This is a genomic window from Paenibacillus phoenicis, from assembly GCF_034718895.1.
GTDB lineage: Bacteria > Bacillota > Bacilli > Paenibacillales > Paenibacillaceae > Fontibacillus > Fontibacillus phoenicis.
Genome location: NZ_JAYERP010000001.1, coordinates 364938 through 388266 on the forward strand (window position 1 = coordinate 364938; position 23329 = coordinate 388266).

The 23329-nt window shown below is 53.4% G+C and carries 28 protein-coding genes and 2 riboswitches; of the genes, 16 read left to right on the plus strand and 12 right to left on the minus strand.

The features are described from left to right. Window positions 1-195: 195 nt before the first annotated feature. Complete coding sequence (locus tag U9M73_RS01595) at window positions 196-1281, minus strand: M24 family metallopeptidase (protein WP_323076059.1); 1086 nt, start codon at window positions 1279-1281, stop codon at window positions 196-198. A gap of 202 nt (window positions 1282-1483) precedes the next feature. Between U9M73_RS01595 and U9M73_RS01600 the strand changes: the two genes are divergently transcribed. Together U9M73_RS01600 and U9M73_RS01605 are read left to right on the plus strand one after the other, a co-directional pair. Further along, a complete protein-coding gene (locus U9M73_RS01600; RefSeq protein WP_323076060.1) occupies window positions 1484-3007 on the plus strand; it encodes an MDR family MFS transporter in 1524 nt (507 codons plus the stop codon). A 6-nt stretch (window positions 3008-3013) separates the two neighbouring features. Beyond that, window positions 3014-3595, plus strand: a complete 582-nt coding sequence (locus U9M73_RS01605; protein ID WP_009226067.1) for a PadR family transcriptional regulator — start codon at window positions 3014-3016, stop codon at window positions 3593-3595. Window positions 3596-3657: 62 nt separating this feature from the next. Here the strand turns inward: U9M73_RS01605 and U9M73_RS01610 are convergent, their stop codons facing one another. The 7 genes from U9M73_RS01610 to U9M73_RS01640 all read right to left on the minus strand — a co-directional run bounded on the left by U9M73_RS01610 (window position 3658) and on the right by U9M73_RS01640 (window position 9333). Then, window positions 3658-4656: a 2-hydroxyacid dehydrogenase gene (locus U9M73_RS01610; RefSeq protein ID WP_009226068.1), complete on the minus strand. Its 999-nt coding sequence runs from the start codon at window positions 4654-4656 to the stop codon at window positions 3658-3660. 59 nt (window positions 4657-4715) lie between these two features. Then, window positions 4716-5213, minus strand: coding sequence for a preQ(1) synthase (queF, locus tag U9M73_RS01615; protein WP_009226069.1), 498 nt, complete (start codon window positions 5211-5213; stop codon window positions 4716-4718). 501 nt (window positions 5214-5714) lie between these two features. Then, window positions 5715-6476, minus strand: coding sequence for a 7-carboxy-7-deazaguanine synthase QueE (gene queE, locus U9M73_RS01620; RefSeq protein ID WP_009226070.1), 762 nt, complete (start codon window positions 6474-6476; stop codon window positions 5715-5717). After that, window positions 6469-6963 (minus strand): 6-carboxytetrahydropterin synthase QueD, encoded by a 495-nt coding sequence (queD, locus tag U9M73_RS01625; protein WP_323076061.1) that lies wholly within the window; start codon window positions 6961-6963, stop codon window positions 6469-6471. The genes queE and queD overlap by 8 nt, the downstream gene beginning before the upstream one ends. Then, complete coding sequence (queC, locus tag U9M73_RS01630; protein WP_009226072.1) at window positions 6960-7628, minus strand: 7-cyano-7-deazaguanine synthase QueC; 669 nt, start codon at window positions 7626-7628, stop codon at window positions 6960-6962. Before queC ends, queD begins: the two co-directional genes overlap by 4 nt. A gap of 199 nt (window positions 7629-7827) precedes the next feature. Then, window positions 7828-7871: riboswitch (PreQ1 riboswitch) on the minus strand. A gap of 465 nt (window positions 7872-8336) precedes the next feature. Beyond that, window positions 8337-8810, minus strand: a complete 474-nt coding sequence (locus U9M73_RS01635) for a DinB family protein (RefSeq protein WP_009226073.1) — start codon at window positions 8808-8810, stop codon at window positions 8337-8339. 238 nt (window positions 8811-9048) lie between these two features. After that, window positions 9049-9333 (minus strand): hypothetical protein, encoded by a 285-nt coding sequence (locus U9M73_RS01640; protein ID WP_198136228.1) that lies wholly within the window; start codon window positions 9331-9333, stop codon window positions 9049-9051. Window positions 9334-9392: 59 nt separating this feature from the next. Here U9M73_RS01640 and U9M73_RS01645 point away from each other — a divergent pair, with 59 nt between their 5' ends. The 5 genes from U9M73_RS01645 (at window position 9393) to U9M73_RS01665 (ending at window position 12346) form a co-directional block, all read left to right on the plus strand. Continuing rightward, window positions 9393-9656 (plus strand): hypothetical protein, encoded by a 264-nt coding sequence (locus U9M73_RS01645; RefSeq protein WP_323076062.1) that lies wholly within the window; start codon window positions 9393-9395, stop codon window positions 9654-9656. A 21-nt stretch (window positions 9657-9677) separates the two neighbouring features. Then, window positions 9678-10136: a hypothetical protein gene (locus U9M73_RS01650; protein ID WP_323076063.1), complete on the plus strand. Its 459-nt coding sequence runs from the start codon at window positions 9678-9680 to the stop codon at window positions 10134-10136. Between the two features lies 1 nt (window position 10137). Further along, window positions 10138-10491: a copper amine oxidase N-terminal domain-containing protein gene (locus U9M73_RS01655; RefSeq protein ID WP_050769795.1), complete on the plus strand. Its 354-nt coding sequence runs from the start codon at window positions 10138-10140 to the stop codon at window positions 10489-10491. A gap of 153 nt (window positions 10492-10644) precedes the next feature. Then, a complete protein-coding gene (locus U9M73_RS01660) occupies window positions 10645-11676 on the plus strand; it encodes an ABC transporter substrate-binding protein (protein ID WP_009226077.1) in 1032 nt (343 codons plus the stop codon). A gap of 262 nt (window positions 11677-11938) precedes the next feature. Beyond that, window positions 11939-12346, plus strand: coding sequence for a NusG domain II-containing protein (locus tag U9M73_RS01665; RefSeq protein ID WP_009226078.1), 408 nt, complete (start codon window positions 11939-11941; stop codon window positions 12344-12346). A gap of 176 nt (window positions 12347-12522) precedes the next feature. Here U9M73_RS01665 and U9M73_RS01670 read toward each other — a convergent pair whose 3' ends face one another. Then, window positions 12523-12750: a hypothetical protein gene (locus U9M73_RS01670; protein ID WP_009226080.1), complete on the minus strand. Its 228-nt coding sequence runs from the start codon at window positions 12748-12750 to the stop codon at window positions 12523-12525. 216 nt (window positions 12751-12966) lie between these two features. Here U9M73_RS01670 and U9M73_RS01675 point away from each other — a divergent pair, with 216 nt between their 5' ends. From U9M73_RS01675 to U9M73_RS01695, 5 genes are all read left to right on the plus strand, one after another. Then, window positions 12967-14187: a GTP-binding protein gene (locus U9M73_RS01675; RefSeq protein ID WP_316009832.1), complete on the plus strand. Its 1221-nt coding sequence runs from the start codon at window positions 12967-12969 to the stop codon at window positions 14185-14187. Between the two features lie 26 nt (window positions 14188-14213). Next, a complete protein-coding gene (gene rpmG / locus U9M73_RS01680; protein WP_009226082.1) occupies window positions 14214-14363 on the plus strand; it encodes a 50S ribosomal protein L33 in 150 nt (49 codons plus the stop codon). An 87-nt stretch (window positions 14364-14450) separates the two neighbouring features. After that, on the plus strand, window positions 14451-15158 hold the full coding sequence (locus U9M73_RS01685; RefSeq protein ID WP_009226083.1) for a metal ABC transporter ATP-binding protein: 708 nt from the start codon (window positions 14451-14453) through the stop codon (window positions 15156-15158). Next, window positions 15104-15997 (plus strand): metal ABC transporter permease, encoded by an 894-nt coding sequence (locus U9M73_RS01690; protein WP_323076067.1) that lies wholly within the window; start codon window positions 15104-15106, stop codon window positions 15995-15997. Before U9M73_RS01685 ends, U9M73_RS01690 begins: the two co-directional genes overlap by 55 nt. A gap of 25 nt (window positions 15998-16022) precedes the next feature. Continuing rightward, complete coding sequence (locus tag U9M73_RS01695; RefSeq protein WP_316009833.1) at window positions 16023-17153, plus strand: metal ABC transporter substrate-binding protein; 1131 nt, start codon at window positions 16023-16025, stop codon at window positions 17151-17153. A 76-nt stretch (window positions 17154-17229) separates the two neighbouring features. On the opposite strand, the gene speD is transcribed toward U9M73_RS01695, so the two are convergent. After that, window positions 17230-18036, minus strand: a complete 807-nt coding sequence (gene speD, locus U9M73_RS01700; RefSeq protein ID WP_009226086.1) for an adenosylmethionine decarboxylase — start codon at window positions 18034-18036, stop codon at window positions 17230-17232. A gap of 239 nt (window positions 18037-18275) precedes the next feature. Beyond that, window positions 18276-18458, plus strand: a riboswitch (Lysine riboswitch). 119 nt (window positions 18459-18577) lie between these two features. Here speD and U9M73_RS01705 point away from each other — a divergent pair. The 3 genes from U9M73_RS01705 to U9M73_RS01715 all read left to right on the plus strand — a co-directional run bounded on the left by U9M73_RS01705 (window position 18578) and on the right by U9M73_RS01715 (window position 20948). Beyond that, the gene (locus U9M73_RS01705; protein ID WP_323076069.1) at window positions 18578-19402 is read left to right on the plus strand and encodes a transporter substrate-binding domain-containing protein; all 825 of its coding nucleotides are present in this window, start codon (window positions 18578-18580) and stop codon (window positions 19400-19402) included. Window positions 19403-19472: 70 nt separating this feature from the next. Next, on the plus strand, window positions 19473-20186 hold the full coding sequence (locus tag U9M73_RS01710) for an amino acid ABC transporter permease (protein WP_036645970.1): 714 nt from the start codon (window positions 19473-19475) through the stop codon (window positions 20184-20186). A gap of 18 nt (window positions 20187-20204) precedes the next feature. Beyond that, window positions 20205-20948: an amino acid ABC transporter ATP-binding protein gene (locus U9M73_RS01715; protein ID WP_009226089.1), complete on the plus strand. Its 744-nt coding sequence runs from the start codon at window positions 20205-20207 to the stop codon at window positions 20946-20948. A gap of 83 nt (window positions 20949-21031) precedes the next feature. On the opposite strand, the gene U9M73_RS01720 is transcribed toward U9M73_RS01715, so the two are convergent. Next, entirely contained in the window at window positions 21032-21703 is a 672-nt protein-coding gene (locus tag U9M73_RS01720) for a LysM peptidoglycan-binding domain-containing protein (RefSeq protein ID WP_323076071.1), read from the minus strand. A gap of 158 nt (window positions 21704-21861) precedes the next feature. Further along, a complete protein-coding gene (locus U9M73_RS01725) occupies window positions 21862-22536 on the minus strand; it encodes a uracil-DNA glycosylase (protein ID WP_323076072.1) in 675 nt (224 codons plus the stop codon). Window positions 22537-22693: 157 nt separating this feature from the next. Between U9M73_RS01725 and U9M73_RS01730 the strand changes: the two genes are divergently transcribed. Then, window positions 22694-23176 (plus strand): MarR family winged helix-turn-helix transcriptional regulator, encoded by a 483-nt coding sequence (locus tag U9M73_RS01730; RefSeq protein ID WP_009226092.1) that lies wholly within the window; start codon window positions 22694-22696, stop codon window positions 23174-23176. The last annotated feature ends 153 nt before the right edge of the window (window positions 23177-23329 follow it).

Sequence of the window (23329 nt, forward strand, 5' to 3'; positions counted from 1 at the left end):
TTAACCAGCGGTTCATAAATATCATTTTATAGGAAAAAAGGTCCTTTGAAAACGAAAAATTCCTACATTTTTTGGTTTTCGTAAAAAGTTTCAAAAAAAACGTCTAAATCTATCGGAAAAAGCTAAAAAGAGAGCCCTGCGAATCATTTTTTGGAGATCGCCAGGGCTCTTCGAGTATGAATATTACATTACATGTTAGATATAAGTTAGTTGTTTCGGATAAGATGTGAGCACTTCAACGCCGGTTGCTGTGACTAGCACATCATCTTCGATACGAACTCCTCCGATGCCTGGCACATAAATGCCAGGTTCAACCGTAAAGACGTGGCCTTCTGCGAGGAGAAATTCGTTCTCCCCATGAACCGAAGGGAACTCGTGCACGTCGATCCCCAGCCCATGGCCAAGGCGATGGATAAAATAAGGTCCATAGCCGGCAGCTTCGATTACTTCGCGGGCGGCGCGGTCAATGGAGGCGAAGGTGACGCCCGGCCGGATGGCGGCAATCGCAGCTTCATTGGCTGCCAGCACCGTTTCATAAATCCGGACGAGTTCCTTGGTCAGCTCGCCAACCGCGAAGGTACGCGTGATGTCGGATGCGTAGCCATTCGCATAAACGCCGATGTCAAACATCAGCAGGTCGCCGCGCCGGATTTGCCGGTCGCCGGGGACGCCATGCGGCAGGGCAGTTTTCTCGCCGGACAGCACCATGGAATCGAAGGAAGGCCCGTCTGCGCCGAGCTTGCGGATTTGGTACTCGACTTCCGCAACAAGCTCGTTTTCGCTTACGCCTTCCGTTGCTTTTTTCAGCGATTCGCTAAGCACCTGTTCGATCAGATGTACGGCGTGCTTGATCTTGCTGACTTCTTCTGGGCTTTTCCGCACCCGCATGTCCCGAAGCCAAGATCCAACATCTACAGATTCGGAGAACGAGAGCTTCTCCTGCATTCGCTCGAAGTTGGCCACGGAGACCTGCTCCTTCTCAAAGCCCAGCGTACCCAGCGAGCCCGCGAGGCGTTGCTTCAAGAGGGCGTAAGGGTCGTCCGTATCGCTATGGGTGATGATCTCCGTTAAGTCCGCGGCTTTGCGGGCTGCCTCTTCATCCAGCGCAGGGACGACCAGAAAAGGCTCGCTTCCCGCCTGAAGGACGGCGCCGAGGAAGCGTTCATGCGGATTGCTCAGAAAGCCGGTAAGGTAATACACATGCTTCGGATCAGTGATCAGCAGCGTGTTGACGCCGGATTCACGCATTTTGCGTTCTAATGCAGTCCATTTATCATTCATTTTGCAAAAAACTTCCTTTCGTTCAGTCTCTTATTCCATTATAGGCCAATGCGGGGAGGAACGATAGTTAGGATCGTTGCGCCGGGCGGGCCAGGGCGGGACGGATTGCTTTTTTAGGTAAAAGGTTTACTTTTTAAATATTTTCAATAAAATAGGAAGAAGTTAGATTATTCAAATTTGAATATGAAACAAAGGAGAGAAGATGTTGGCTACTGCAACGAAAAATTCTACCCGGCTCATCTTGTTCGGATTAATGCTGGGGATTCTGATGTCAGCGATGGACAACACGATCGTGACGACGGCCATGGGGACGATTGTTGCCGATCTCGGCGGAATGGAGCAGTTCGTTTGGGTGACTTCGGCCTATATGGTGACGGTGATGGCGGGGACGCCGATTTTCGGCAAGCTGTCGGATATGTATGGCCGGAAACGCTTCTTCCTATTTGGCATCGCGATGTTCCTGCTTGGCTCCGTGTTGTGCGGGCTCGCCGGAAGCATCGTGCAGCTGAGTATTTTCCGCGCGATCCAGGGGATCGGCGGGGGAGCGCTGATGCCGATTGCGTTTACGATCATTTACGATATCTTCCCAGTGGAGCAGCGGGGGAGAATGACCGGACTCATGGGTGCCGTGTTTGGCACGTCGAGTATTTTTGGCCCATTGTTGGGCGCGTTTATCACCGACTCGCTAAGTTGGCATTGGGTTTTCTACATTAATGTGCCGATCGGTATCGTGTCGTTGGTGTTGATTATCTTCTACTATAAGGAGTCGTTGACGCACGCGAAGCAGCAGATCGACTGGGGCGGGGCATTTACTTTGGTTGGCGCTGTGGTGTGCCTAATGTTTGCCTTGGAGCTGGGCGGCGAGAAATACGCATGGAATTCCAGCGTGATTTTGGGCTTGTTTGCGGGATTTGCCGTGTTGTTTGCCGCGTTCCTGCTGCTCGAAACGAAAGCGCAAGAGCCAATCATATCGTTTGATATGTTCAAAAATCGGCTTTACGCGACAAGCTGTTTGTTGGCTTTATTTTACGGGAGTGTATTTATCGTTGCTACGGTATATATCCCGATCTTCGTGCAGGGCGTCTACGGCGGATCGGCGACCAACTCCGGCATTATTCTGATGCCGATGATGATCGGTTCGGTGGTCGGCAGCATGCTGGGCGGGATGCTCGCTTCCCGCATACCATACCGCACGGTGATGGCCTTGTCGGTGGTTTGCTTCGTCGGCGGTATCTTTGCGCTTAGCACGTTAACGAATGATTCGTCTCGCATGCTGCTTACGCTTTACAGCATCCTGACCGGCTTTGGCGTTGGCTTCTCCTTCTCGGTGCTCAGTATGGCGTCCGTGCATCACTTTGACATGCGGCAGCGCGGAGCGGCGACATCAACCAACTCGTTCCTCCGTTCGCTGGGCATGACGCTGGGGATTACGATCTTTGGTATCGTGCAACGCAACCTGATGTCGGGGGCCATGGCCGATGCGTTTGCTGGAATGGGACAAGGCGGCGGGAATTTCGGCGATACCCGGGAAGCGCTGAGTCCGGAGAAAAGAGCGCTGATTCCGCCGGCGATTTTGGACAAAATTACAGAGGCGTTGTCCATTTCGATCGCCCATACGTTTATGTGGGCCCTCATTCCGACCGTTTGCGCAGTGCTGGTCGTGCTCGCCATGCCGAAGGACCGAATCGAGCGCAAGGCGTTAAAGCCGTCGAATCAGCGGGGGTAAGCAGCAATGAAAGCTTTAGCGATCCGTCTTTGTATTTTGGGTCTGCTGCTCGAGGAGGATCAGCATCCTTATGAGATGCTCATCCGTATCCGGGATCGGTTCCTCGACCAGCACGGCAATTTCAAAATCGGTTCGCTGTATTACGCCGTCGACCAGTTGGCCAAATCGGGGCATATCGAGGCGGTGGAGACGATTTATGGCGAGGGCCGTCCGGACAAGACGGTCTATCGGATCACGGACAAGGGCCGGGAGTATTTTCAGAAGTTGCTGATCGATCGGTTCCAGGAGGAAGTGTCCGGATATCATCCGCTGCATGTTGCTTTGGTCTTTGCCAGGTATGGGGACCGGGAGAAGCTGATCGCCATGTTGCAGGACCGGATTCGGAAAGCGGAGCATGAGGTCAATTTGAGCTATCAGGTTTACGAAGAACATCGGGGGATCGTACCAAGGAGCGTGCTGCACCTGATGGTCGGACGTTACGAGCATGCCCGGACGGAGCTCAATTGGCTGCGGCGGCTGCTCAAAGATGCCGAGGCCGGACGGTTGGGGGACCGCGATCCGGTTGATTTGCTAAACGAAGAGGAATAAAAGAAACTCCCCGGGCACCGTGTGCGATTTTCGCTGACGGTATCCGGGGAGTTTTTTTAGGTTTATCTATTTGAGTTTTGGTCTGGTGCATCCGGCCGCAGTTCTTTGACCAAGCTTGGCGGCGTTCGGCCTTCGAGGGCGGCCACCAGGTTTTCAGCGGCCCGCATCGCCATTTGCCGGCGAGTTTGGTCTGTCGCTGATCCGATATGCGGCAAGGTCACTACGTTTGGCAGCTTCAGCAGCGGATGGTCCGGATCGATCGGTTCCTTCTCGAACACATCCAATCCCGCGCCGTAGATTTGACGGTTCTGCAAAGCGGCGGTCAGCGCCTGCTCGTCAACGGTAGCCCCTCTGGAGGCGTTGACGAACACAGCCGTCGGCTTCATCAAGGCAAATTCCCGAGCGCCGATCAGCTTGCGCGTTTCCGGTGTGAGCGGCGTGATCAGCACGATAAAATCCGCTTCCTTCAGCAGCTCATCCAGGGTGCAATAAACGGCACCCAGCCTAGCTTCGGCTTCCGGTTTCCGGCTGCGGTTGTGATACAGCACCTGCATCCCAAAGCCGAATTGCCCCCGATGGGCCACCGCTTCGCCGATTTCCCCCATCCCGATGATGCCAAGCTTCTTGTGGTGGACGTCGAGACCAAACAGGTTTTGGCCGTCACCGCGTTTCCATTTCCCTGCCTTCACGTATCGGTCCAGTTCCGATACCCGGCGGGCGACGTCCAGCATCAGGGCGAAAATCAAGTCGGCGACGGTGTCGTTCAGGACGGCCGAGGTGTTGGTTCCCAGCACGCCGCGGGCTTTCATCGCCTCGAGATCAAAGTTGTTGTAGCCAACGCTGATATTGCTGACAACTTTTAATTTGGGGGCATGATCCAACAGCTCCTGATTGATGCTGCGGTCCGCGGTCAACAATCCCTCGACGTCGCTTAAGCTGGCTAGAAGTTGGGCGCGGGTGATCGGTTCGTCGCCTTCCCATTTGCGGATTTCACAATGCTCTGCCAGATAATGTTCGACTTCCGGGGGGATCGGCCGGGAGATAAACACTTTTGGTTTCATGAGGTTCTCCTCTCTCAGGGGGATAGATCCATTGTTACGCACACCACGTAGACAAGGATTTAGCGATTATCGACTTTTTCCGGATACATATCATGATTAAGCAGGCGATGTTCCGCCATCGCTTCGTACTTGGTGCCGGGACGGCCATAGTTGCAGTAAGGATCGATGGAGATGCCGCCGCGCGGCGTAAATTTGCCCCAGACTTCGATGTACTTCGGATCCATGAGCTTGATCAAATCGTTCATAATGATGTTCACACAGTCCTCATGGAAATCGCCATGGTTGCGGAAGCTGAACAGATAGAGCTTTAACGACTTGCTTTCCACCATTTTGATATCGGGAATATAGCTGATGTAGATGGTGGCGAAGTCAGGCTGTCCTGTGATCGGGCAAAGGCTGGTAAACTCCGGGCAGTTGAATTTTACAAAATAATCACGGTACGGATGTTTATTGTCAAAGGTCTCTAATACCTCAGGCGCGTAGTCAAAAGGGTATTTGACGCCCTGGTTGCCCAGCAGGGTCACGTCTTGCATTTCTTCGGGTTTTCTTCCGGCCATGTGAAGCCCTCCTTATAGATATATTCATTAAAGCAATCTAGCGGACCGTACAGCCCTTATTTGCCTTTTTCCCGGACATTTCCTGTTGTAACGGACTCCAGCGACCTTATTTGGCTTTTATCGCAGCCGATGTGCTGTTTTACATCAAAATAAGGTCTACTGAGTCCGGTAGATTTGGAAAGCTCCCTCGGAGCCTCAAATAACGTCTCTGGTGTCCGTTAGCCGCGGGGTGGAGGTCTCGGCTGCATTCAAGATTCGATGCCGAACCAGCCTCCTCGAATCCGCCTCGTGATCGAAAGCCGATTGATGAACTGCCGTTTCAATGAAGGTTCAAAAATCGGGTTTGGAGCACCGAGAAGGTTGGATGAAGCTAGAGACTGAGTAGCGGAGCATAGCTAGGAGCTATGTGAGCAACGGAAGGCTCGGCTGAATTCAAGATTCGACGTCGAACCTGCACCCTCGAATTCGCCTCGTGATCGAAAGCCGATTTTTGAACTTCCGCTACACGCCGCGTTTGTTGCCCCAGACGAGGGCGTGGAGCTGCGGCAGCACCCGGACATTGTTCAGGTCCGGCGTGGCCATTACCTTGTCGATGAGCGCTTCGTAGCGGCGCAGCAGGTCGGACGCATGCTCCTGGATGTCCATCCGCTTCACGTCCGGGTTGCCCACCTGCACGTACATCGGCACGTTGGGGTAGCGAGTGTGCACCCGCTTGGCGTAAGCCAGATCGTCATCGTCAAACACGACGACCTTCAAGCTGACGGCGAGCGGGTGAGGCCGGGCAGCCAGCCTAGCGACGATATCGTCCAGCACGTCCCAGTTGGTGTCCATGCCCGAGCTTGGCGGCTTCGGCGACAGAGTCACCTGGTCGACCTCGGCCAGCCAATCCTGCCAACGCGAGCCTTGCGTCTCGACTGCGACGGTGATGCCTTCGGCGTGAAGCAGCTCCACCAAGCTGGCCAGCTGCGGCAGGAGGGCGGGGTTGCCGCCGGACAAGGTGACGTGGGAGAAACGGTCGCCGCCGATGTCGCGCAGCTCGCCAAGGATTTCCGCCGGGGTCAGGCGGCGGATCATCTCCTTCGCGCTGCCGTCCCAGGTGAAGGCGGAGTCGCACCAAGAGCAGCGATAATCGCAGCCGGCGGTGCGGACGAACATCGTCTTCTGTCCGATCACCATACCCTCGCCTTGTACGGTGGGGCCAAAGATCTCCATGACGGGGATCGGCAGCTCGCGGTGCTCTTGTGTGGTCGCTTCCTTACTCATCCTGCATCCACTCCCGTCTCGCTTCCGCATAGCTGGTTGGCGTCTCATAGAGGCGGACGAACTCCGTCCGGGCCTCCAGCACCGGATTGCGATAAGCTTCCGATTGCAGCGCCTCCTCCATCTTCTCGAACAGCCACACCACCATATTTTCGGCGGTGGTATTCATCGGCGGCAGCGTTTCATTAATGTAACGATGGTCCAGATAAGCTTCAATTTCGTTCTTCCAAATCTCCTTGATCGTGCCAAAATCAACGGTCATGCCGATCTCATCCGGCCGGCCGCTGATGCCAAACACCACTTTGTACGTGTGGCCGTGCAGGTTTTTGCATTTGCCGTCATACGCATGCAGGTGGTGCGCGGCATCAAAAGTGAATTCCTTGCTCACCAGCACCCGGCGGCGGTGGTAACGTAGCTGGTCCCGGCGGATGTCCTGGTCCAGCTTCTGCAGCGCTTCAACGATGCGAAATTCCTCCGGTGTCCGGTTCATCGTGAATTCGCCTCCTGGCGTTCCAGCAAGTATTTGTCCAGTCCAGCTTTTCTCAGCTTGCAGGCCGGGCATTCGCCGCAGCCATCGCCGATGATACCGTTGTAGCAGGTAAGCGTCCGTTCGCGCACGAAATCAAAGGCTCCAAGCTCATCGGCTAGCTTCCAGGTCTCTGCTTTGTCGATCCACATGAGCGGCGTATGGATCACAAACTCGTAATCCATCGCCAAATTCAAAGTCACGTTCAGCGATTTCACAAACACGTCGCGGCAGTCGGGATAACCGCTGAAGTCGGTCTCGCAGACGCCGGTAACGATATGCTTGGCACCTACGCCTTTGGCGAGTACGGCAGCAAAGCTGAGGAAGAGATGGTTGCGGCCGTCCACAAACGTGCTTGGCAGCTCCCCCTCCTGATGCTCGATCGCAATGTCGCTGCGCGTCAAAGCGTTGGCCGTTAATTGGCCAAGCAGGCTCATGTCTAACACGGTATGCTTGATGCCAAGCTCGGCGGTAATCGATTTCGCGCATTCGATCTCCAGCTTATGGCGTTGGCCATAATCAAACGTCACGGCCTCAACCTCGCCGAATTGCTGGATCGCCCAGAACAGACAGGTTGTGCTGTCTTGACCGCCGCTGAACACAACAACCGCTTTTTCCTTTTTAAGCATAAAAAAACCCTCCGTCTTCTTTAATAGTGAAGCAGGAATCCTTCGTTCCCGGCCCATTGTGATAGAAGAAAGAGAGTTCTTGAACTGGTCACAAAAAAACAAGCCCATTTCGACCGGCAGGGTGTCCTTGGCGCTGCGACTCCGTTGCCGTACAGCAAACGGGCATGCGAGCGCGAAGAACCCGCCGAATCAAGGCAGGGCATTTATAGTTTTTTATAGAGGGAGTTCTCGAACCTCTCCCGTGTATTCCCGTAGGAATAAGCACGGATTTCTTCTTCAATTTCGTTATGCACTGGGGAGCGGGCCTCCAGGCACAAACCCCATTATAACATATTTTGCGCAGAGGGGAAGTGAAGGCGCGATCACTCAGTTAAAATGTTACTAAGGAGGCATCGGTTCACTCACATCGAAATGTTACCGAAGGGATGTGTGTTGAAATTGAGCATGAAAACACGACGTGAAGTGATCCGTACCTTGGCTGATCAATACAAGAGAGCGAAATCGCGAAATGAAAAATCTGTAATCCTTGATAATGCCGTGAAGGTGCTGGGTTGCCAACCCGTAACGTCTGCCTCCACTGGGTAACAAAATTACGTGAGTGAACCACTATCCTTCGGTAACATTTTTAAATGAGTTGACACGGAAGGGAGGGTCGGGTGTACTATTTTTAATGAAATTGAGCTAATTTGGTTCACAAACGAGCGAAACTCACCGATAGCGGTTTGCAGCCTGTCTTTTGATGGCCTGAATGGCGCCCATATGAAGTCCTTCATGGAAGATCGTTCTCACAAGTACCTGCTCAAGGGTATGCATCCCCATATCCGTTGGCGGATACTCCTCCTCCAGCCGATCCCGGTACTGCTGCTCTATGAAGCGAGGCTGCTCCTGAAGCAGTGATATCAATTCTGACAATGACGGGGTTTCGTCCGTAAAATGCGATGGGTTCGTTCCGTAACCGAACCATTGATTAAAGCTCATCGGGACCGGCATATCCTCTTTCGTAAGCACGCGTATCCATAAATACTGATCCAGAACCACATGCCCCAGATTCCATCTGATATTGTTGTTGAAACCATCCGGTACAATGTCAGCCTCGTCTTCCGACACGTCTTCAACCACCTTCAGCAGCTCTCTGCGGTATGTATGCAGCTGCTCAAACAATACCTCATGTCTTCTTTCCATCGAAATACCTCCCAGATTCTGATATCTTAATATAATTATGTGAAAAAATATAAAATCCTTTTATTTCGAAAAAATAGGAGCGCCATAAATGCGCCCCGCTAAGCCTATCGAACCTTCCGCTTCTTTTATTCAATCAACGGACTCCTGAACTGCGTCACGATTGCTCGGAAAGGTACCGATCAGATCCAGCTTGATCCAATGATGCCCATTGCTGACCTCACTCTTGTATACCTTCGTTTTAGCACCCTGATTCGCGAACACAAGATCGTTGACACCGCGGTTGAACATCCTCGACGATATAACCTGGCGTAGTCGCAAGCGTCCCCATGTCGAACCAGTACTCCTCCTCCTCATCTGCCGATATAAAACCGTTCGTCACCATCAAGCTCATATTTCCGCTGTTATCCGCATCGAAGAAGCGAGCTCCCCAGGCCCATCCCGATTGCTGAATGCCCATTTCCTGTGCTCGGTCGACATACCTTCCGTTCTCATCTTCATGCCATAACTGATTTCCTTCCAGCAAATATCTTTCCTTACCTGCTGGTAGCGCTCACGGGATGCCAGGCGGTCGGCGGGTTTGACGTGGCCAAAGCGCTGGCCAACAGCGCAAAGACGACGAGCAGTGAGTCGAAACAGACGGTTACCGTCGAAGTTGTTCCGGCTGAATCGGCCAAGCTGACTGCGGAGGACCAAAAAGCAATTGATCTTATGAATTCTTTCTCTCTGAATATCGATAGTGCAAAGGTGCAGGATACCAAACATATTTCGATGAAAGGCTCCGTCGGCTTGAAGGGAGAGAAGATTCCGTTCCTCTTCTTCATGGACGACAAGGGGATTGCGCTGTAGGTTGAAGGCGCGAAGCAGCCGTTGTACATACCTCAGTCCATTGAGGGCGTGACGCTGCCTGACACGAGCGAATTGGAAGCCGGGGCGCAGGAGCTGACCGTCAAACTGGCGGAATTCGTGCTGAAGCATTTCCCGAACCCTTCGGTATTGACCGTGAAGCAAACTTCCTCGCAGGTAAACGGGGAGACGTTGAGCTTGACGAACCTGCATGCGGAAGTGCGCGGCGACGAGCTGTTTGGGCTGATTAAGCCGTTCCTCGCCAGCGCGGTGAAGGATGAGCAAGGGCTCAGAGACCTGATTGGGGATTATTACGCGCAGCGACAGCGAAATGTGGAACATCGGCGGGACAGTAACCGCGGATCAAGTGGATACGAGTGTCGGTGTTATCGACGTGACGGAAACGGAGTTGACCCCAGGGCAAATTTTGCGCAATTTCCAGGGTTCCGCTCCGCTGTACAAATTGCTCAAAGAAGACCTTAATTTGACCCATAGACAGCTTGTGCTCGATACCCAAAGCGACTACTATGGATTGATCACGAAGAACGGCATCTCCTTTGTACAGTTGCGTTACTTGGCTGAGCAGTTAGACGCCGAAGTGAAGTGGACGCCGGGGTCTGGCCAGATTGTCGTGATCGATGACCTGACCGGCAAGGAGATCGTTCTCAAGGTCGGCTCGAAGAAAGCGGCGGTGGATGGCAAGGTGGTAACGCTGAGCCAGCCAGCCTTTGTCCATAAGGACGGGTTGACTTACGTGCCGCTCCGATTCCTGGCAGAGGCGCTTAGCGCATCCGTAGACTTCGACGCTGACGGTTGGATCACTATCGTTAGAGAATAAGCGGTGCAATCAAAACGATAATGGAGGGACCTTCCCAAGCTATCCTGATGATGGCAAAGGGAAGGTCCTTTATTTTGGGCTGACGATTGATTAATTGTCCTAGCCTGTGTATAATGATAATCATTATCAGTAGAAAATGGGGGAGCAATACAAATGAAGGTGTTCAAACATCGATTTCTTGCGGTGGCAACGGTTCTGTTGCTGACAGTTGTGCTTGCGGCTTGCGGCCAAAACGGCGGCAATACGGCAAACGATGCGGCGGCGTCGAACCATAATGCAGCGGGAAGCGCGCAATCCGGCAACGGAACCAACGATTCCGCCGAAGGACAAGCGGCAACGAAGGTTTACAAGGACTATACCGGGCAAGAGGTTGAGATTCCAACCAATCCGCAGCGGATTGTATCCATTACGCATCTGGGTGATCTGCTGGCTCTCGGCGTGAAGCCGGTTGGGGCGGGCTCGCTTGCTCTGGAAAACTCGGTTCTGCTGAATAAGGAACTGGAAGGCGTGGAAAGCGTCGGTGATATCTCAGTAGAGAAAGTGCTGGAGCTTCAGCCGGACCTGATTATTGTCCCGACCTATACACCGGCCGATATCGTTGAGCAATTAAAGAAAATTGGTCCGGTTGTCACCCTGGCCACCACAGGCTGGGAGGGAATTGACCCGCTGGAGGAAGTGAAGACGGTGGGTGAAATGCTGGGCCGTGAGCAACAGGCGGAGGAATTTATTACCCGGTATAAGCAAAAAGCCGAGGAGGCCAAAGCCAAGCTCAGCGAGGTGATCGGACCCGACGAAACCGTGGGCACGTATTCGATCTGGGCGAAGAACTTCTGGGTATGGCCAAAAACTCGGGATGCCGGCTATAACCTGTACGAAATGTTTGGCTTGAAGCCGCAGGAGAAGATCGAGAAAGAGGTATTCCCGACCACAGGCGCGGATATTTCTTTGGAGGTCGTTCCGGAATATGCTGCGGACCATATGTTCGTGACGGTGTATGAACCGGACGGCGGGAAGGAACGCGCAGAGGAAGTCATGAATGGACCGGTGTGGAAAAACATCCCTGCCGTGAAAAATAACCACGTGTACTTGCTGAACTACAAAGAGTTCTGGATGGTGGACGGACTGAATCTGGAGAAGCAGCTGGATATTCTCGTGGACCTCGTCGTCAGCCAAAATCAAAAATAAAACAACCAACCCAAGAGGGCCGTTCCTCGCGTCGTTTGCCGATGCGCCAGAACGGCTTTTTCATGTCTAGCGCCAGCCGGCAAGCCAGCTTACAAGATCTGCCGGTGGATGGCCAACGCCCATTCCTCCGCGATCATGCGCTCGGGAAGGAGATCGCCAATCAACATGAGATAAGTGGATCATTGACAAAGAAGACGCTAGTTTCTAAGATATGTTTATTCGTAATGATTACGTTTAATACCCAAGAATAGGATGGATCGATATGCTAAAAATGAAACGGGGCGACGTCCTGCTGATCGTTGTTCTGGTCTTGTTGGGTTCGACGTGGCTCTTCCTGCGCCAGGTGCTGGAAAGCCGGGAGACGGTAGATCCGGCAACGCTTCGCGCCGAAATCCAGGTGGACGGCGAATCCTACCGCAGCGTCCCCTTGGACGTCGGGGAGGAGACCATCGAAATCCACTCGAAATACGGGAACAATACGCTAAAGGTCTTTGACGGGGGGATCCAAATGATGTACGCCGACTGCCCGAAAAAAATCTCCATGCAGATGGGCTTCATCTCCCGGCCCGGCGAGACGATCATCTGTGTGCCCAACCGTGTGTATGTGGAGATCGTCCGCAGCGGCGCTCCAGGCCCGGATGATAACGGCGTAGACGCCTATATCCGCTAGTTTTCCATCCCCGACAGATCCTCCCATGCTTTCACCGAATCCTCGCTAGGATAGACGTAGGGTCGTTTGTGGTCTTGGAATTTCTCGGATGCGCTCCGCGTTAACGGTAAGGATCGCCTCGCCCTCCCGCGTTTGCGGCTCAATGGTTCCTTCCACCTCAAGCCAGCTGTCTTTAGTCAGCTCAACAAGCGGCTGGTCGGAGGTGACCACGAGCCCAAACGCGCTCCGATCAGCACGAAAGGCAGCGCTTCCAGCAAGATGCTGAGAAAGCTGGTTTTGAACGTTTGCAGCTCGTCAAGCGGGACCTGTCGAATCAGCGACGGGTATAGGACCGTCAGGCAGGCGAGCGCGAAAGCGGCCGGCACAAGAATCGGCAGCATTCGGGTGATGGCTTGTTTATTCATGACGTACTCCTTTTGGACAAAATCAGGATCTAGTGCAGTATTATACTATTATTTTCCAAGGCGTTTCAGAACGAAGTTGATAGATTCGTTCGCAGATCCGTATCGATAGTTGACAAAGCCCAGGGAAGGAAGATATAGTATTGATTGTTAATCGTAATAATTACGAATAAACCAGAGCGGGCATCTGGTCTTGCATACGAAAGGGGATGAAACGAAATGAATGAACATATTGCGCGCCCGATTCCCGTTACGGTGCTGTGCGGATATTTGGGTTCGGGCAAAACAACGCTGCTGAACCACGTCTTGAGCAATCGCCAGGGGCTGAAGGTGGCGGTGATCGTCAATGATATGAGCGAGATTAACGTCGATGCGGAGCTGATCAGCGCCGGCGGGAGTTTGTCACGCACGGAAGAGAAGCTGGTGGAGTTGTCGAACGGCTGCATTTGCTGTACGCTGCGCGAGGATTTGCTCAGAGAGGTGCAGAAGCTGGCAGCGGAGGGGCGGTTCGATTACATATTAATCGAGTCAACAGGGATCAGTGAACCGGTACCGATCGCCCAAACGTTTACTTATGCGGATGCCGAGACAGGGATTGATTTGACGGGGATCGCCAAGCTGGACTGCCTGGTTACCGTAGTGGACGCCTACCGGTTCTGGCATGATTTCTCCTCCGGAGAGACACTTCTGGAACGCGGGCAGCAAGCAGGAGAAGGCGACAATCGCGATGTGGTTGATTTGTTGATCGATCAAATCGAGACCTGCGACATTTTAATTTTGAATAAATGCGACCTGGTAGACGAGGAGGAGTTGAAGGAACTGGAGGGTGTCCTGCGTAAACTGCAGCCAACCGCCAAGTTTATCCGCTCCACGATGGGCTGCGTGGATCCGCAGGAAATTTTGAACACAGGCTTGTTCGATTTCGAGAAAGCCAGCCAATCGGCCGGATGGATCCGGGAACTGGAGTTGGAAAACCATACGCCGGAAACGGAGGAATACGGTATCGGTTCGTTTGTGTACCGGCGGAGACGGCCGTTTCATCCAGAGCGATTGGCGCAGTTTATGAGCCAGTGGCCAGAGGAAGTGGTGCGGGCGAAAGGGCTCGTTTGGATCGCAACGGAGTCCGATATGGCGGCGAATTTGAGTCAGGCCGGGCCGTCGATTCAATTTGGTCCGGCTGGTTATTGGCTAGCCTCACTGTCTGATCGTGAGCGGGAGGAGCTGTTTAACGAAGAGCCGGAGCTGCGGCGTAAATGGGACGATGTGACGGGCGACCGGATCAATGAACTGGTGTTTATCGGCATTGGAATGGATCGCGCCGGGATTGAACGGGAGCTTAATGCTTGCTTGTTAAGCGACGAAGAGATGCAGATGAATTGGGCGAACTTCCCCAATCCGCTGCCGTGGATTTCGGCGGAAGAGCTGGCGGGCGCCAACTAAAGACTAATTCTTGAGGAGGAATAGACATGCGAGTGGTCATCACATTAGCTTGTACGGAGTGCGGGGATCGAAACTATACGACAACCAAAAATAAAAAGACCCATCCCGAACGTCTGGAACTGCGGAAATACTCGCCTCGGCTGCGTAAATACACGATTCATCGGGAGACGCGCTAATTGAGCTTGGGAGAGTTGGTACCGTTGGAGGGCGATTTGTCGTCTTTGTTAATCGTAAAAATTACGCTTTAGAGAAGAAGGGGTAACATGATTTTATCCTCGATGGAAAACGTCGTGTTTGGGTATGGCGACAAACCGGTCATTGACGGGGTGTCCCTCGAAATCCATGCCGGCGAGTTCGTTGGCATTACCGGACCTAACGGTGCGGCCAAGACGACGCTGCTCAAGCTGTTGCTCGGTCTGCTGAAGCCGTGGAGCGGGAGCGTGAAAATCAACGAGGAAGCGTTGGTGGAGGGCCGGCTGAACGTAGGTTACGTCCCGCAGCAAGTCGCCGCGTTTAACAGCGGGTTCCCTAGCCGGGTGCTGGAGCTGGTGAAGTCGGGGTGTTATCCCCGGCTCGGTTTGTTTCGCCGGTTTGGTGCAGAGGAGCAGCAGATCGTCGAACGCAGCTTGAAGCAAGTGGGGATGTGGGAGCAACGATACCGGAAAATCGGCGAGCTGTCAGGCGGACAGAAGCAGCGGATTTGCATTGCTCGAGCCTTGGCCGGGCAGCCTCGGGTGCTGGTTCTGGATGAACCCACGACGGGCATGGACCGGCAAAGCCGCCAAGGATTTTATCAGCTGCTGCGGCACATGACGGACCAACACGGATTGACGGTGATCATGGTGACCCACGGCCCGGAGGAAGCGGAGGCGTATCTGGACCGCATCATATCCCTGGAGCAACAGGAAAGCGAGGAATGGCAATGCTTGACTACGCGTTCATGCAGCGTGCGTTTTGGGCCGGCGCTTTGATCGGCAGCATCGCCCCGGTCATCGGCGTCTTCCTGATGTTGCGGCGCCAGGCGCTGATGGCCGATACGTTGTCCCACGTTTCGCTGGCTGGTGTAGCCCTCGGGGCTGTGCTGGGCTGGAACCCGGCCTTGGCCGGCTTTGTCGCTGCCATCCTCGGCGGGCTGCTCATCGAGCAGTTGCGTCGGAGCTACCGAGCGTATAGCGAGATGCCGGTTGCGATCGTCATGACTTCGGGGCTGGCACTCGCCGTCGTGCTGATGAGCTTACGAAGCAACCTGAGCCAAAGCTTCAGCGCGTACCTGTTTGGCTCGATCGTCGCGGTGAGCGACACACAACTGGTGTTGATGGCTGGCGTCGCTTTGCTAGGCGCCGCGTATTTCATCGTGCTGCGAAGACCGCTGTACAGCCTGACTTTTGACGAAGAAACCGCTCGAATCAGCGGGATCCCGGTGAAGTGGCTGTCGTTCTCCTTCGCGGTGTTTACCGGCATGGCGGTGGCGGCGGCGATCCCAATTGTTGGCGTGCTGTTGGTGTCCTCGTTGATCGTGTTGCCAGCCTCGCTGGCGCTGCGGTTGGCCCGCGGGTTTGCGGCAGCGATTGTCATCGCAGTTGCCTCCGGCCTAACGGGGATTTTCAGCGGGCTGACCGCTTCGTATTACTTGGATATGCCGCCTGGCGGGACGATTGCGTTGATTTTGCTGCTGTTTTTATTAGCCGGCATCGCGGGGCAGAAGGTACGGGGATCCCTAGCTCGGAGGAACGGGCGCAGCGTGAGGCAGGCGGCGAGAAGCCAAGGGGAGTCTATAATCTTGCCGTCGGAAGAAGGCGGAAGAATTTAGTGTGGAATCAAAGGGAGAGATGAGAATGAATTTACAATATGTGAAAAGGTTCGCCACTGCGGCGGCCCTGAGCTTGATGCTGGTGATCGCCGGTTGCGGCGGGGGTGGACAGCCCGCAGGGAATGCTGCCAATTCGGCGAATGCCGCAGAGAAGACAGCAGGCAATAACGAAGCGGTGAATGCGAAACAGCCGTTGCGGATTCAAACGAGCTTTTACCCGATCTACGAATTTACGAAGCAGGTGGCTGGCGATCTGGCGACGGTGGAGTTGCTCGTTCCCGGCGGTGTGGAACCCCACGATTGGGAGCCTAGTCCTCAGGATATTCGGAAGCTGACGGAATCCGATCTGCTTATCGTAAACGGTGCCGGAATGGAAAGCTGGCTGGAGCAGGTGGAGGCCTCTGCATCCGGCGGCAAGCCGGAGATCATTGAGGCCAGTGAAGGGATTACGCTGATGGAAGGCGGAGAAGAAGAGGAGCATGGGCATGACGAGGAGCATGCAGCCGAAGAAGAGCATGCCGACGGGGATGAGCATGACGCAGATCACGCTGCGGATCACGACGCAGATCATGAAGCCGAAGCTGGAGAAGCCGCTCACGACTCCGATCATGATCATGGCCACGATCACGGCGGGCTGGACCCGCATGTTTGGTTGTCACCGGCGCTGGCAGTCCAAGAGGTTCGCAACATTGAAGCCGCCTTGGCGAAGGCTGACCCGGAGAACGCCGCGAACTATAAGCAAAACGCCGACGCATACGTTGCCCAGCTAGAGCAATTGGATCAAGATTTCGCCAACGCGTTCGCTAATGCGAAACGCAAGGATTTTATCACACAACATGCGGCATTTGGTTATTTGGCTCAGGAGTACGGGCTGACTCAAGTGCCGATCGCCGGGTTATCCCCTGACCAGGAGCCGTCAGCGGCGCAGATGACGGAGATCGTGAAGTTCGCCAAGGAGCATCAGGTGAAGACGATTTTCTTCGAGACGTTGGTTTCTTCCAAAGTAGCCGAGACGATTGCCCGGGAAATTGGAGCGAAGACAGCGGTCCTGAACCCGATCGAAGGACTGACGGCCGAAGACGAAGCAGCTGGCCGGGACTATCTGTCGCTGATGCGTCAAAATCTTGAAGCTTTGAAAGCTGCGTTAAACGAGTAACTTCACTGGATACGATATGTGCTCCATAAGCAAAGCAGCCCAAAGCCACATTAGGCAAGGGCTGCTTTTTATTTTTCTAACGAATGTTTTTACCATAGAAGATTTCATCCATTTCGGTGACCAGCATCTCGGTAATCTGCTTTTGCTCTGCGGGAGACAGATCGTCCTTCGTGTACCCAAACAGATAGTTGTTTAAATCAAATTGCTTCAACTTGCATTTCGTGTGAAAAATATGCTCCGGGTACACATTAACATCAATCATCTGATACTTCTCGATTACTTCATCGGGAATATAGTTCTGGATCGAGCTGATATCGTGGTCGATGAACAGCTTGTGGCCGTTAATGTCGCGGGTAAAACCGCGCACGCGGTAATCGATGGTCATGATGTCCGCCTCGAAGGAATGGATCAGGTAGTTTAGCGCCTTCAGCGGCGAGATCTCCCCGCAGGTCGAAACGTCGATGTCGGCGCGGAACGTGCTGATGCTCTCTTTCGGATCGTATTCAGGATACGTGTGGACGGTGATGTGGCTTTTGTCGAGCTGTATCACCACAGATTCCGGCAGCGGTCCGGGCGATTCGTCAAACGACTCGGTGGGCACCTCCACCACGGGGCCTTCAGAAATCAGCATCGTTACACTAGCCCCCTGCGGAACGTAATCCTGGTTCGCGATATTCAAAATATGAGCGCCAATAATTTCGGAGACGGTGCTGAGAATTTTCGTCAGGCGGTCGGAATTGTACTGGTCGTCGATATAGGCGATATAGGCTTCGCGTTCCTGTTTGGTCCGGGTGTAACAGACATCGTACATATTAAAGCTTAACGTTTTGGTCAGGTTGTTGAACTCATGCAGCTGAATGCGCTGCTCCGGCGTCAACTTCATGAGAGATCCCCCTTAGCATAGGTATACCCTATTGGTTATTCCCTTTTCTTCTGGAAATAAAACGTTCCGCTGCTGCTGTATCCCCATCTGGTGAATCGATGTCTAGTCTTTCGGGTCCTGAATCGAATCTGCTGGAGATGTCTTCCTTCCCTATGATTCCCACCTTATGTTAGTTTGACAGAAATAGCATTCATATTGTATCCTACAATCAAATTGAATTAGACCTCACTTTCTAGCAATGGTGGGGTAGAGGCGCGATATTTAACAGTCTTCGGTGGAGCTTGAGCAGGCGATGAGCCCGGGGAGAAGGAAATGTCGCCGAAGCGGTATACAGGCTCACTGTATGCTGCTGGGCCTGCAGTTAATAGCTGCAGGACTGTCTTGGTAGATGACCCGATCTATCAAGTTGCGCTATCTCGTCGAGGGGAAAGTGGGTGTCAGGACGGAAATGAACCCATCAAACGGCCTCGGTGTGTATCCGAAGTCGTTTTTTTGTTTCTGTTTTTATCGATTCATTATTTTGTATGGAGAGTGAAGAAAAATGAGAAAAACCTGGTCGTTATCCATCCTCATGTTATTGTCGGCGGTGCTGATCCTTGCAGGGTGCGGCTCTTCCTCCGGCGGCAAAGACGATAATACGTTTAAAGTAGGGCTCGAAGCGGGGTACGCTCCGTTTAACTGGACGCAAAACGATGATTCCAACGGCGCGGTTCCGATTGACGGCAGCTCCGAATACGCGGGCGGCTACGATGTGGAAATCGCCAAGAAGATTGCCGACGGCCTCGGCAAGAAGCTGGTGATCGTCAAGACGGAATGGGACGGTCTGGTTCCGGCGTTGACCTCCGGTAAGATCGATGCCATTATTGCCGGGATGTCCCCGACCGAAGAGCGTAAGAAGACGATTGATTTCTCGGATAACTACTATAAATCGAACCTGATTATGGTGGTGAAAAAGGGAGGCCCTTATGAAGGAGCTACCTCGATCCAAGATTTCAGCGGCGCGAAAATTACGGCCCAACTGAATACGTTCCACTATTCCGTGATCGACCAAATCAACGGGGTGAACAAGCAACCGGCGATGGATAACTTCCCGGCAATGCGCGTGGCCTTGGAATCCGGAACGATTGACGGTTATGTATCCGAGCTTCCGGAAGGCGTCAGCGCCGCAACCGCGAATGACAATTTCGCTTACGTGGAATTCCAGGACGGCTTCACCACCTCGGATGATGACACCGCCATCGCGGTTGGGCTCGAGAAGGGCAGCGACTTGACGGCGAAAATCAACGAAATTCTCGCGGGCATTTCCGAAGATGAACGGTCCGCGATTATGAACGATGCGATTAAGAACCAACCTGCAGCGAACTAAATAAAGCACGGGACATAAGCCGGCTGCAATGGGATTGCAGTCGGTTTTATGCGGTGCGGGAGGAAATCAAATGACTTACGAGTGGATCATCCAAATTATTACCGATAACTGGCCCATGTTTTTGCGTGGAGCCGGGGTAACGTTATATATCTCGCTCATCGGCACGATGATCGGTGCGGCGATTGGTCTGCTGGCCGGCGTGATCCGAACCATTCCGGTGCCGGAACGCGGGCTCAAACACTGGCTGCTGAAGATCGTTAACGGCCTGCTGACCATTTACATTGAATGCTTCCGGGGAACGCCGATGATCGTTCAGGCGATGGCGATTTTTTACGGATCGTCCCTGCTGTTCAATTACGATATGGACCGGACGTTTGCGGCGATCTTCATCGTTTCCATTAATACGGGAGCTTATATGGCCGAGATCGTGCGCGGGGGCATCTATTCGGTGGACAAAGGGCAATTTGAAGCCGCCCATGCGATTGGGATGACCCATTGGCAGACGATGCGCAACGTGGTGCTGCCGCAGGTCATTCGCCATATTTTGCCGGCGACGGGCAATCAATTTATTATTAACATCAAGGATACCTCGGTGCTGAACGTCATTTCCGTGTCGGAACTGTACTTTATGACCAAGTCGATTGCCGGGAACAACTTCCGGTACTTTGAATCGTTCTTTGTGGCCAGCGTGTTGTATTTGATCATGACGTTAACCGTAACGAAAATTTTACAGCGTATCGAAAAAAGGCTGGACGGCCCCGAAAGCTATACGCTGCAGCGCTAGCAGAAAGCAGGAGTGAGGATGGACAAGGTAATCGAAATTCGGCATTTGAGCAAATTTTTTGGTACCCACGAGGTGCTTAAGGATATCAATCTGTCGGTCAGCAAAGGAGAAGTCGTCAGCATCATCGGCTCCTCCGGTTCCGGCAAATCCACGCTGCTCCGCTGCATCAATCTGTTGGAGAAGCCGAGCGGCGGGGAGATTATCTACAATGGCAACAATATTTTGGAGGATCTGCAGAAGGCCTCGTTGTACCGCCGGCATTTGGGGATGGTGTTTCAGCAGTTTAACCTGTTCAACAATCATGACGCGCTGAGCAACTGCGTCGTGGGACAAGTCAAGGTGCTGAAGCGCTCCAAGGAAGAAGCGACTGAAATCGCGATGAAATATTTGCGGGATGTCGGGATGGAGCAATACATTCATGCCAAACCGAAACAGCTCTCCGGCGGACAAAAGCAGCGGGTAGCCATCGCCCGCGCCTTGTCGATGGACCCGGACGTACTGCTGTTCGACGAGCCGACCTCGGCGCTGGATCCCGAGATGGTGGGCGAGGTGCTGAAGGTTATGAAGGAGCTGGCCTACTCTGGACTAACGATGATCGTCGTTACCCACGAGATGGAGTTCGCTCGGGAGGTGTCCGATCGGGTCGTGTTTATGGACCAGGGGGTCATCGCCGAAGAGGGAACGCCAGAGCAGATCTTTAATGCACCGAAGCAGGAGCGGACGAGAGAGTTCCTGAAGCGGACGTTAAATCGGGAAGGGTAAGACGAGTCAAATGGAGATAGCGGCGGAACCTGGATGTAGATCTGGGCTCCGCCTTTTTTTGTCCCCATTCGTGCGGGCATCGATCAGGATCGCGGCGTTTGCTCCTTGTAATTGAAGGAATGCCAAACCCCAAAGTTATCCTTGACGTTGATCGTGCGTCTCCCGCCCATGGAGGCATCGACGTAGTAAGGGTAACGGCGGCTGGCGGTAAAATGACCGCGGTACGCGCCGGCAAACGTTACCGGCACAATCTCAAACCGGATCTCGCGGGGGGAAACACGGGTCGTCTGCGTGGAGTTGCCATAGTTGCTCTCATGCGTTTGCTGGACGCTGCTATCCGCTTTTAGCATATTGATGTCGCTTTGCATCGCGGTGATCGTTTCTCGCAGGCCGGTCACATCGGGAGCTCCGCCAATCTGCGGGATGCAGAGCCGTTGTCCCACCCGCAGCGAGTTCGGATCCACTCCCGGGTTCGCTTCCAGGATGCTGGCGACGGTAACGCCGTATTCCTGCGCGATCTGATACAGCGTATCGCCGCGTTCGATGATGCGGGACACATGATTCGGCGGGCAGGAGGGGATGCAGATCACCTGGCCGATTTGCAGGTTGTTCGGGTCAAGGCCCGGGTTCGCGGCTAAGATGCGCGTGACGCTTGATTCCAGCCGGAACGCGATGATGTTCAGCGTATCCCCAGGCTGCACCGTGTAGGGGTAGTGCTCTGCGGGGCATTGCCGATAATAATGGGAGTTAAACAATAGAACTTCCCCTTTCGTTTAGGCTTCTTCCTATACCGTATGCGATGCTTGGGCGTCGGTTACTGGAATCTCGCTGCGGACGGGCCGTTGTCTTCGGCAATCAATGGGGCTGCATTGCGGATCGACGGAGGCTTGGTGCGCAGCATCGTTTGAGTTCCTTACAAATCCGGAATCTGCCAATCGATTTCAGCTAAACCTTTCGAGCGCAAAAATTGATTGGCCCGCGAAAACGGCCGACTGCCCAGAAATCCCCGATGAGCCGACAAAGGGCTGGGGTGCGGTGACTTGATCAAATGATGCTCGCGGTTTGTGATCAGGGCCGCTTTTTTCTGGGCATGGCTGCCCCACAGCAGGAACACGACCGGCTCCCGCTTCTGGTTGAGCGTTTCGATCACCTTGTCAGTGAATGTCTCCCACCCGATGTCCTTATGGGAGTTCGGGGTATCGGCCCGCACGGTCAGGACGGTGTTGAGCAGCAGCACGCCTTGCTTTGCCCATGGGACCAAATAGCCGTTGTTAGGGATACGGCAGCCCAAATCGTCCCGCAGTTCCTTGAACATGTTCTGCAGGGAAGGCGGAGCTTTGACCCCCGGTTTGACGGAGAAGCTGAGCCCATGTGCTTGTCCTGGGCCGTGGTATGGATCCTGGCCGAGAATCACCACTTTGGTGTCGGCGAAGGACGTATAATGGAGCGCGTTAAATATATCATACATATCGGGATAAATCGTTCGGGTACGGTATTCATTCGCCAGAAACTGGCGCAGCTGCAAATAGTACGGTTTCTTGAATTCGGGCTCCAGGAAGGGGGCCCAATCATTGTGAAGAATCGTCAAGCCAAGTCACCTCGCAAGTTCTAGAATGCTTAAGTAGACTTCGACATCAGCGAGCCTAGTTCCTCCTTGACGCGTGCGAAGGCGCTCGCTTGCTTGGAACACCGTGCTAGAATTCAATATAATAGAGGTAATGTACTAACGGGCGGGAGGACAGGCGATGAATAAGCAGGAACAGGTACTCCTGGAATTCAGGAATTTATTTAATAAACTGGTCTGGCTCAATAAAATGAAAATAGAAGACCGACTGAAAGGGGTTAAGCCTTCCGAAGTCCATTGTATCGAGGCGATTGGGAAGCAGGCGGAGCCCAATGTGACTCGGCTTGCTGAGACCCTCTATATGACGCGAGGAGCCATTACGAAATTAACGAAGAAGCTGATGGACAAAGGTCTGATCGAAAGCTATCAGAAGCCGGACAACAAGAAAGAAATCTATTTTAAACTGACCGCGCAAGGTCAGAACATTTTTGATATCCACGAAGAGTTGCATGAGGAACTGCAAGCGCGCGATCAAGCCGTATTTGAGCAGGTGACGGAGGAGCAATTTGATCAGATGCTGCACTTTATTGAACGATATAGCCGACACTTAGATGAGGAAATGAAGAAACAAGGGATCTCCCTGCACGACATCAGCAGGAAGTGATTTGGCACAACACATAGTTAAATTCCAGGCAGTCCACTCGATTAGGAGCGACTGCTTTTTTTTGTTTCGATAATTGTTGACAAGGAAACAATAATACGTTATGTTTTTGTTGACACAGAAACAAAATGACTATAATAACATCCGAGAGGAGAA

Coding starts and splice junctions, on each gene's coding strand:
- U9M73_RS01595 (WP_323076059.1), bottom strand. CDS start 1,281: ATGAATGATAAATGGACTGCATTAGAACGCAAAATGCGTGAATCCGGC.
- U9M73_RS01600 (WP_323076060.1), top strand. CDS start 1,484: ATGTTGGCTACTGCAACGAAAAATTCTACCCGGCTCATCTTGTTCGGA.
- U9M73_RS01605 (WP_009226067.1), top strand. CDS start 3,014: ATGAAAGCTTTAGCGATCCGTCTTTGTATTTTGGGTCTGCTGCTCGAG.
- U9M73_RS01610 (WP_009226068.1), bottom strand. CDS start 4,656: ATGAAACCAAAAGTGTTTATCTCCCGGCCGATCCCCCCGGAAGTCGAA.
- queF (WP_009226069.1), bottom strand. CDS start 5,213: ATGGCCGGAAGAAAACCCGAAGAAATGCAAGACGTGACCCTGCTGGGC.
- queE (WP_009226070.1), bottom strand. CDS start 6,476: ATGAGTAAGGAAGCGACCACACAAGAGCACCGCGAGCTGCCGATCCCC.
- queD (WP_323076061.1), bottom strand. CDS start 6,963: ATGAACCGGACACCGGAGGAATTTCGCATCGTTGAAGCGCTGCAGAAG.
- queC (WP_009226072.1), bottom strand. CDS start 7,628: ATGCTTAAAAAGGAAAAAGCGGTTGTTGTGTTCAGCGGCGGTCAAGAC.
- U9M73_RS01635 (WP_009226073.1), bottom strand. CDS start 8,810: ATGGAAAGAAGACATGAGGTATTGTTTGAGCAGCTGCATACATACCGC.
- U9M73_RS01660 (WP_009226077.1), top strand. CDS start 10,645: ATGAAGGTGTTCAAACATCGATTTCTTGCGGTGGCAACGGTTCTGTTG.
- U9M73_RS01665 (WP_009226078.1), top strand. CDS start 11,939: ATGCTAAAAATGAAACGGGGCGACGTCCTGCTGATCGTTGTTCTGGTC.
- U9M73_RS01670 (WP_009226080.1), bottom strand. CDS start 12,750: ATGAATAAACAAGCCATCACCCGAATGCTGCCGATTCTTGTGCCGGCC.
- U9M73_RS01675 (WP_316009832.1), top strand. CDS start 12,967: ATGAATGAACATATTGCGCGCCCGATTCCCGTTACGGTGCTGTGCGGA.
- rpmG (WP_009226082.1), top strand. CDS start 14,214: ATGCGAGTGGTCATCACATTAGCTTGTACGGAGTGCGGGGATCGAAAC.
- U9M73_RS01685 (WP_009226083.1), top strand. CDS start 14,451: ATGATTTTATCCTCGATGGAAAACGTCGTGTTTGGGTATGGCGACAAA.
- U9M73_RS01690 (WP_323076067.1), top strand. CDS start 15,104: ATGGCAATGCTTGACTACGCGTTCATGCAGCGTGCGTTTTGGGCCGGC.
- U9M73_RS01695 (WP_316009833.1), top strand. CDS start 16,023: ATGAATTTACAATATGTGAAAAGGTTCGCCACTGCGGCGGCCCTGAGC.
- speD (WP_009226086.1), bottom strand. CDS start 18,036: ATGAAGTTGACGCCGGAGCAGCGCATTCAGCTGCATGAGTTCAACAAC.
- U9M73_RS01705 (WP_323076069.1), top strand. CDS start 18,578: ATGAGAAAAACCTGGTCGTTATCCATCCTCATGTTATTGTCGGCGGTG.
- U9M73_RS01710 (WP_036645970.1), top strand. CDS start 19,473: ATGACTTACGAGTGGATCATCCAAATTATTACCGATAACTGGCCCATG.
- U9M73_RS01715 (WP_009226089.1), top strand. CDS start 20,205: ATGGACAAGGTAATCGAAATTCGGCATTTGAGCAAATTTTTTGGTACC.
- U9M73_RS01730 (WP_009226092.1), top strand. CDS start 22,694: ATGAATAAGCAGGAACAGGTACTCCTGGAATTCAGGAATTTATTTAAT.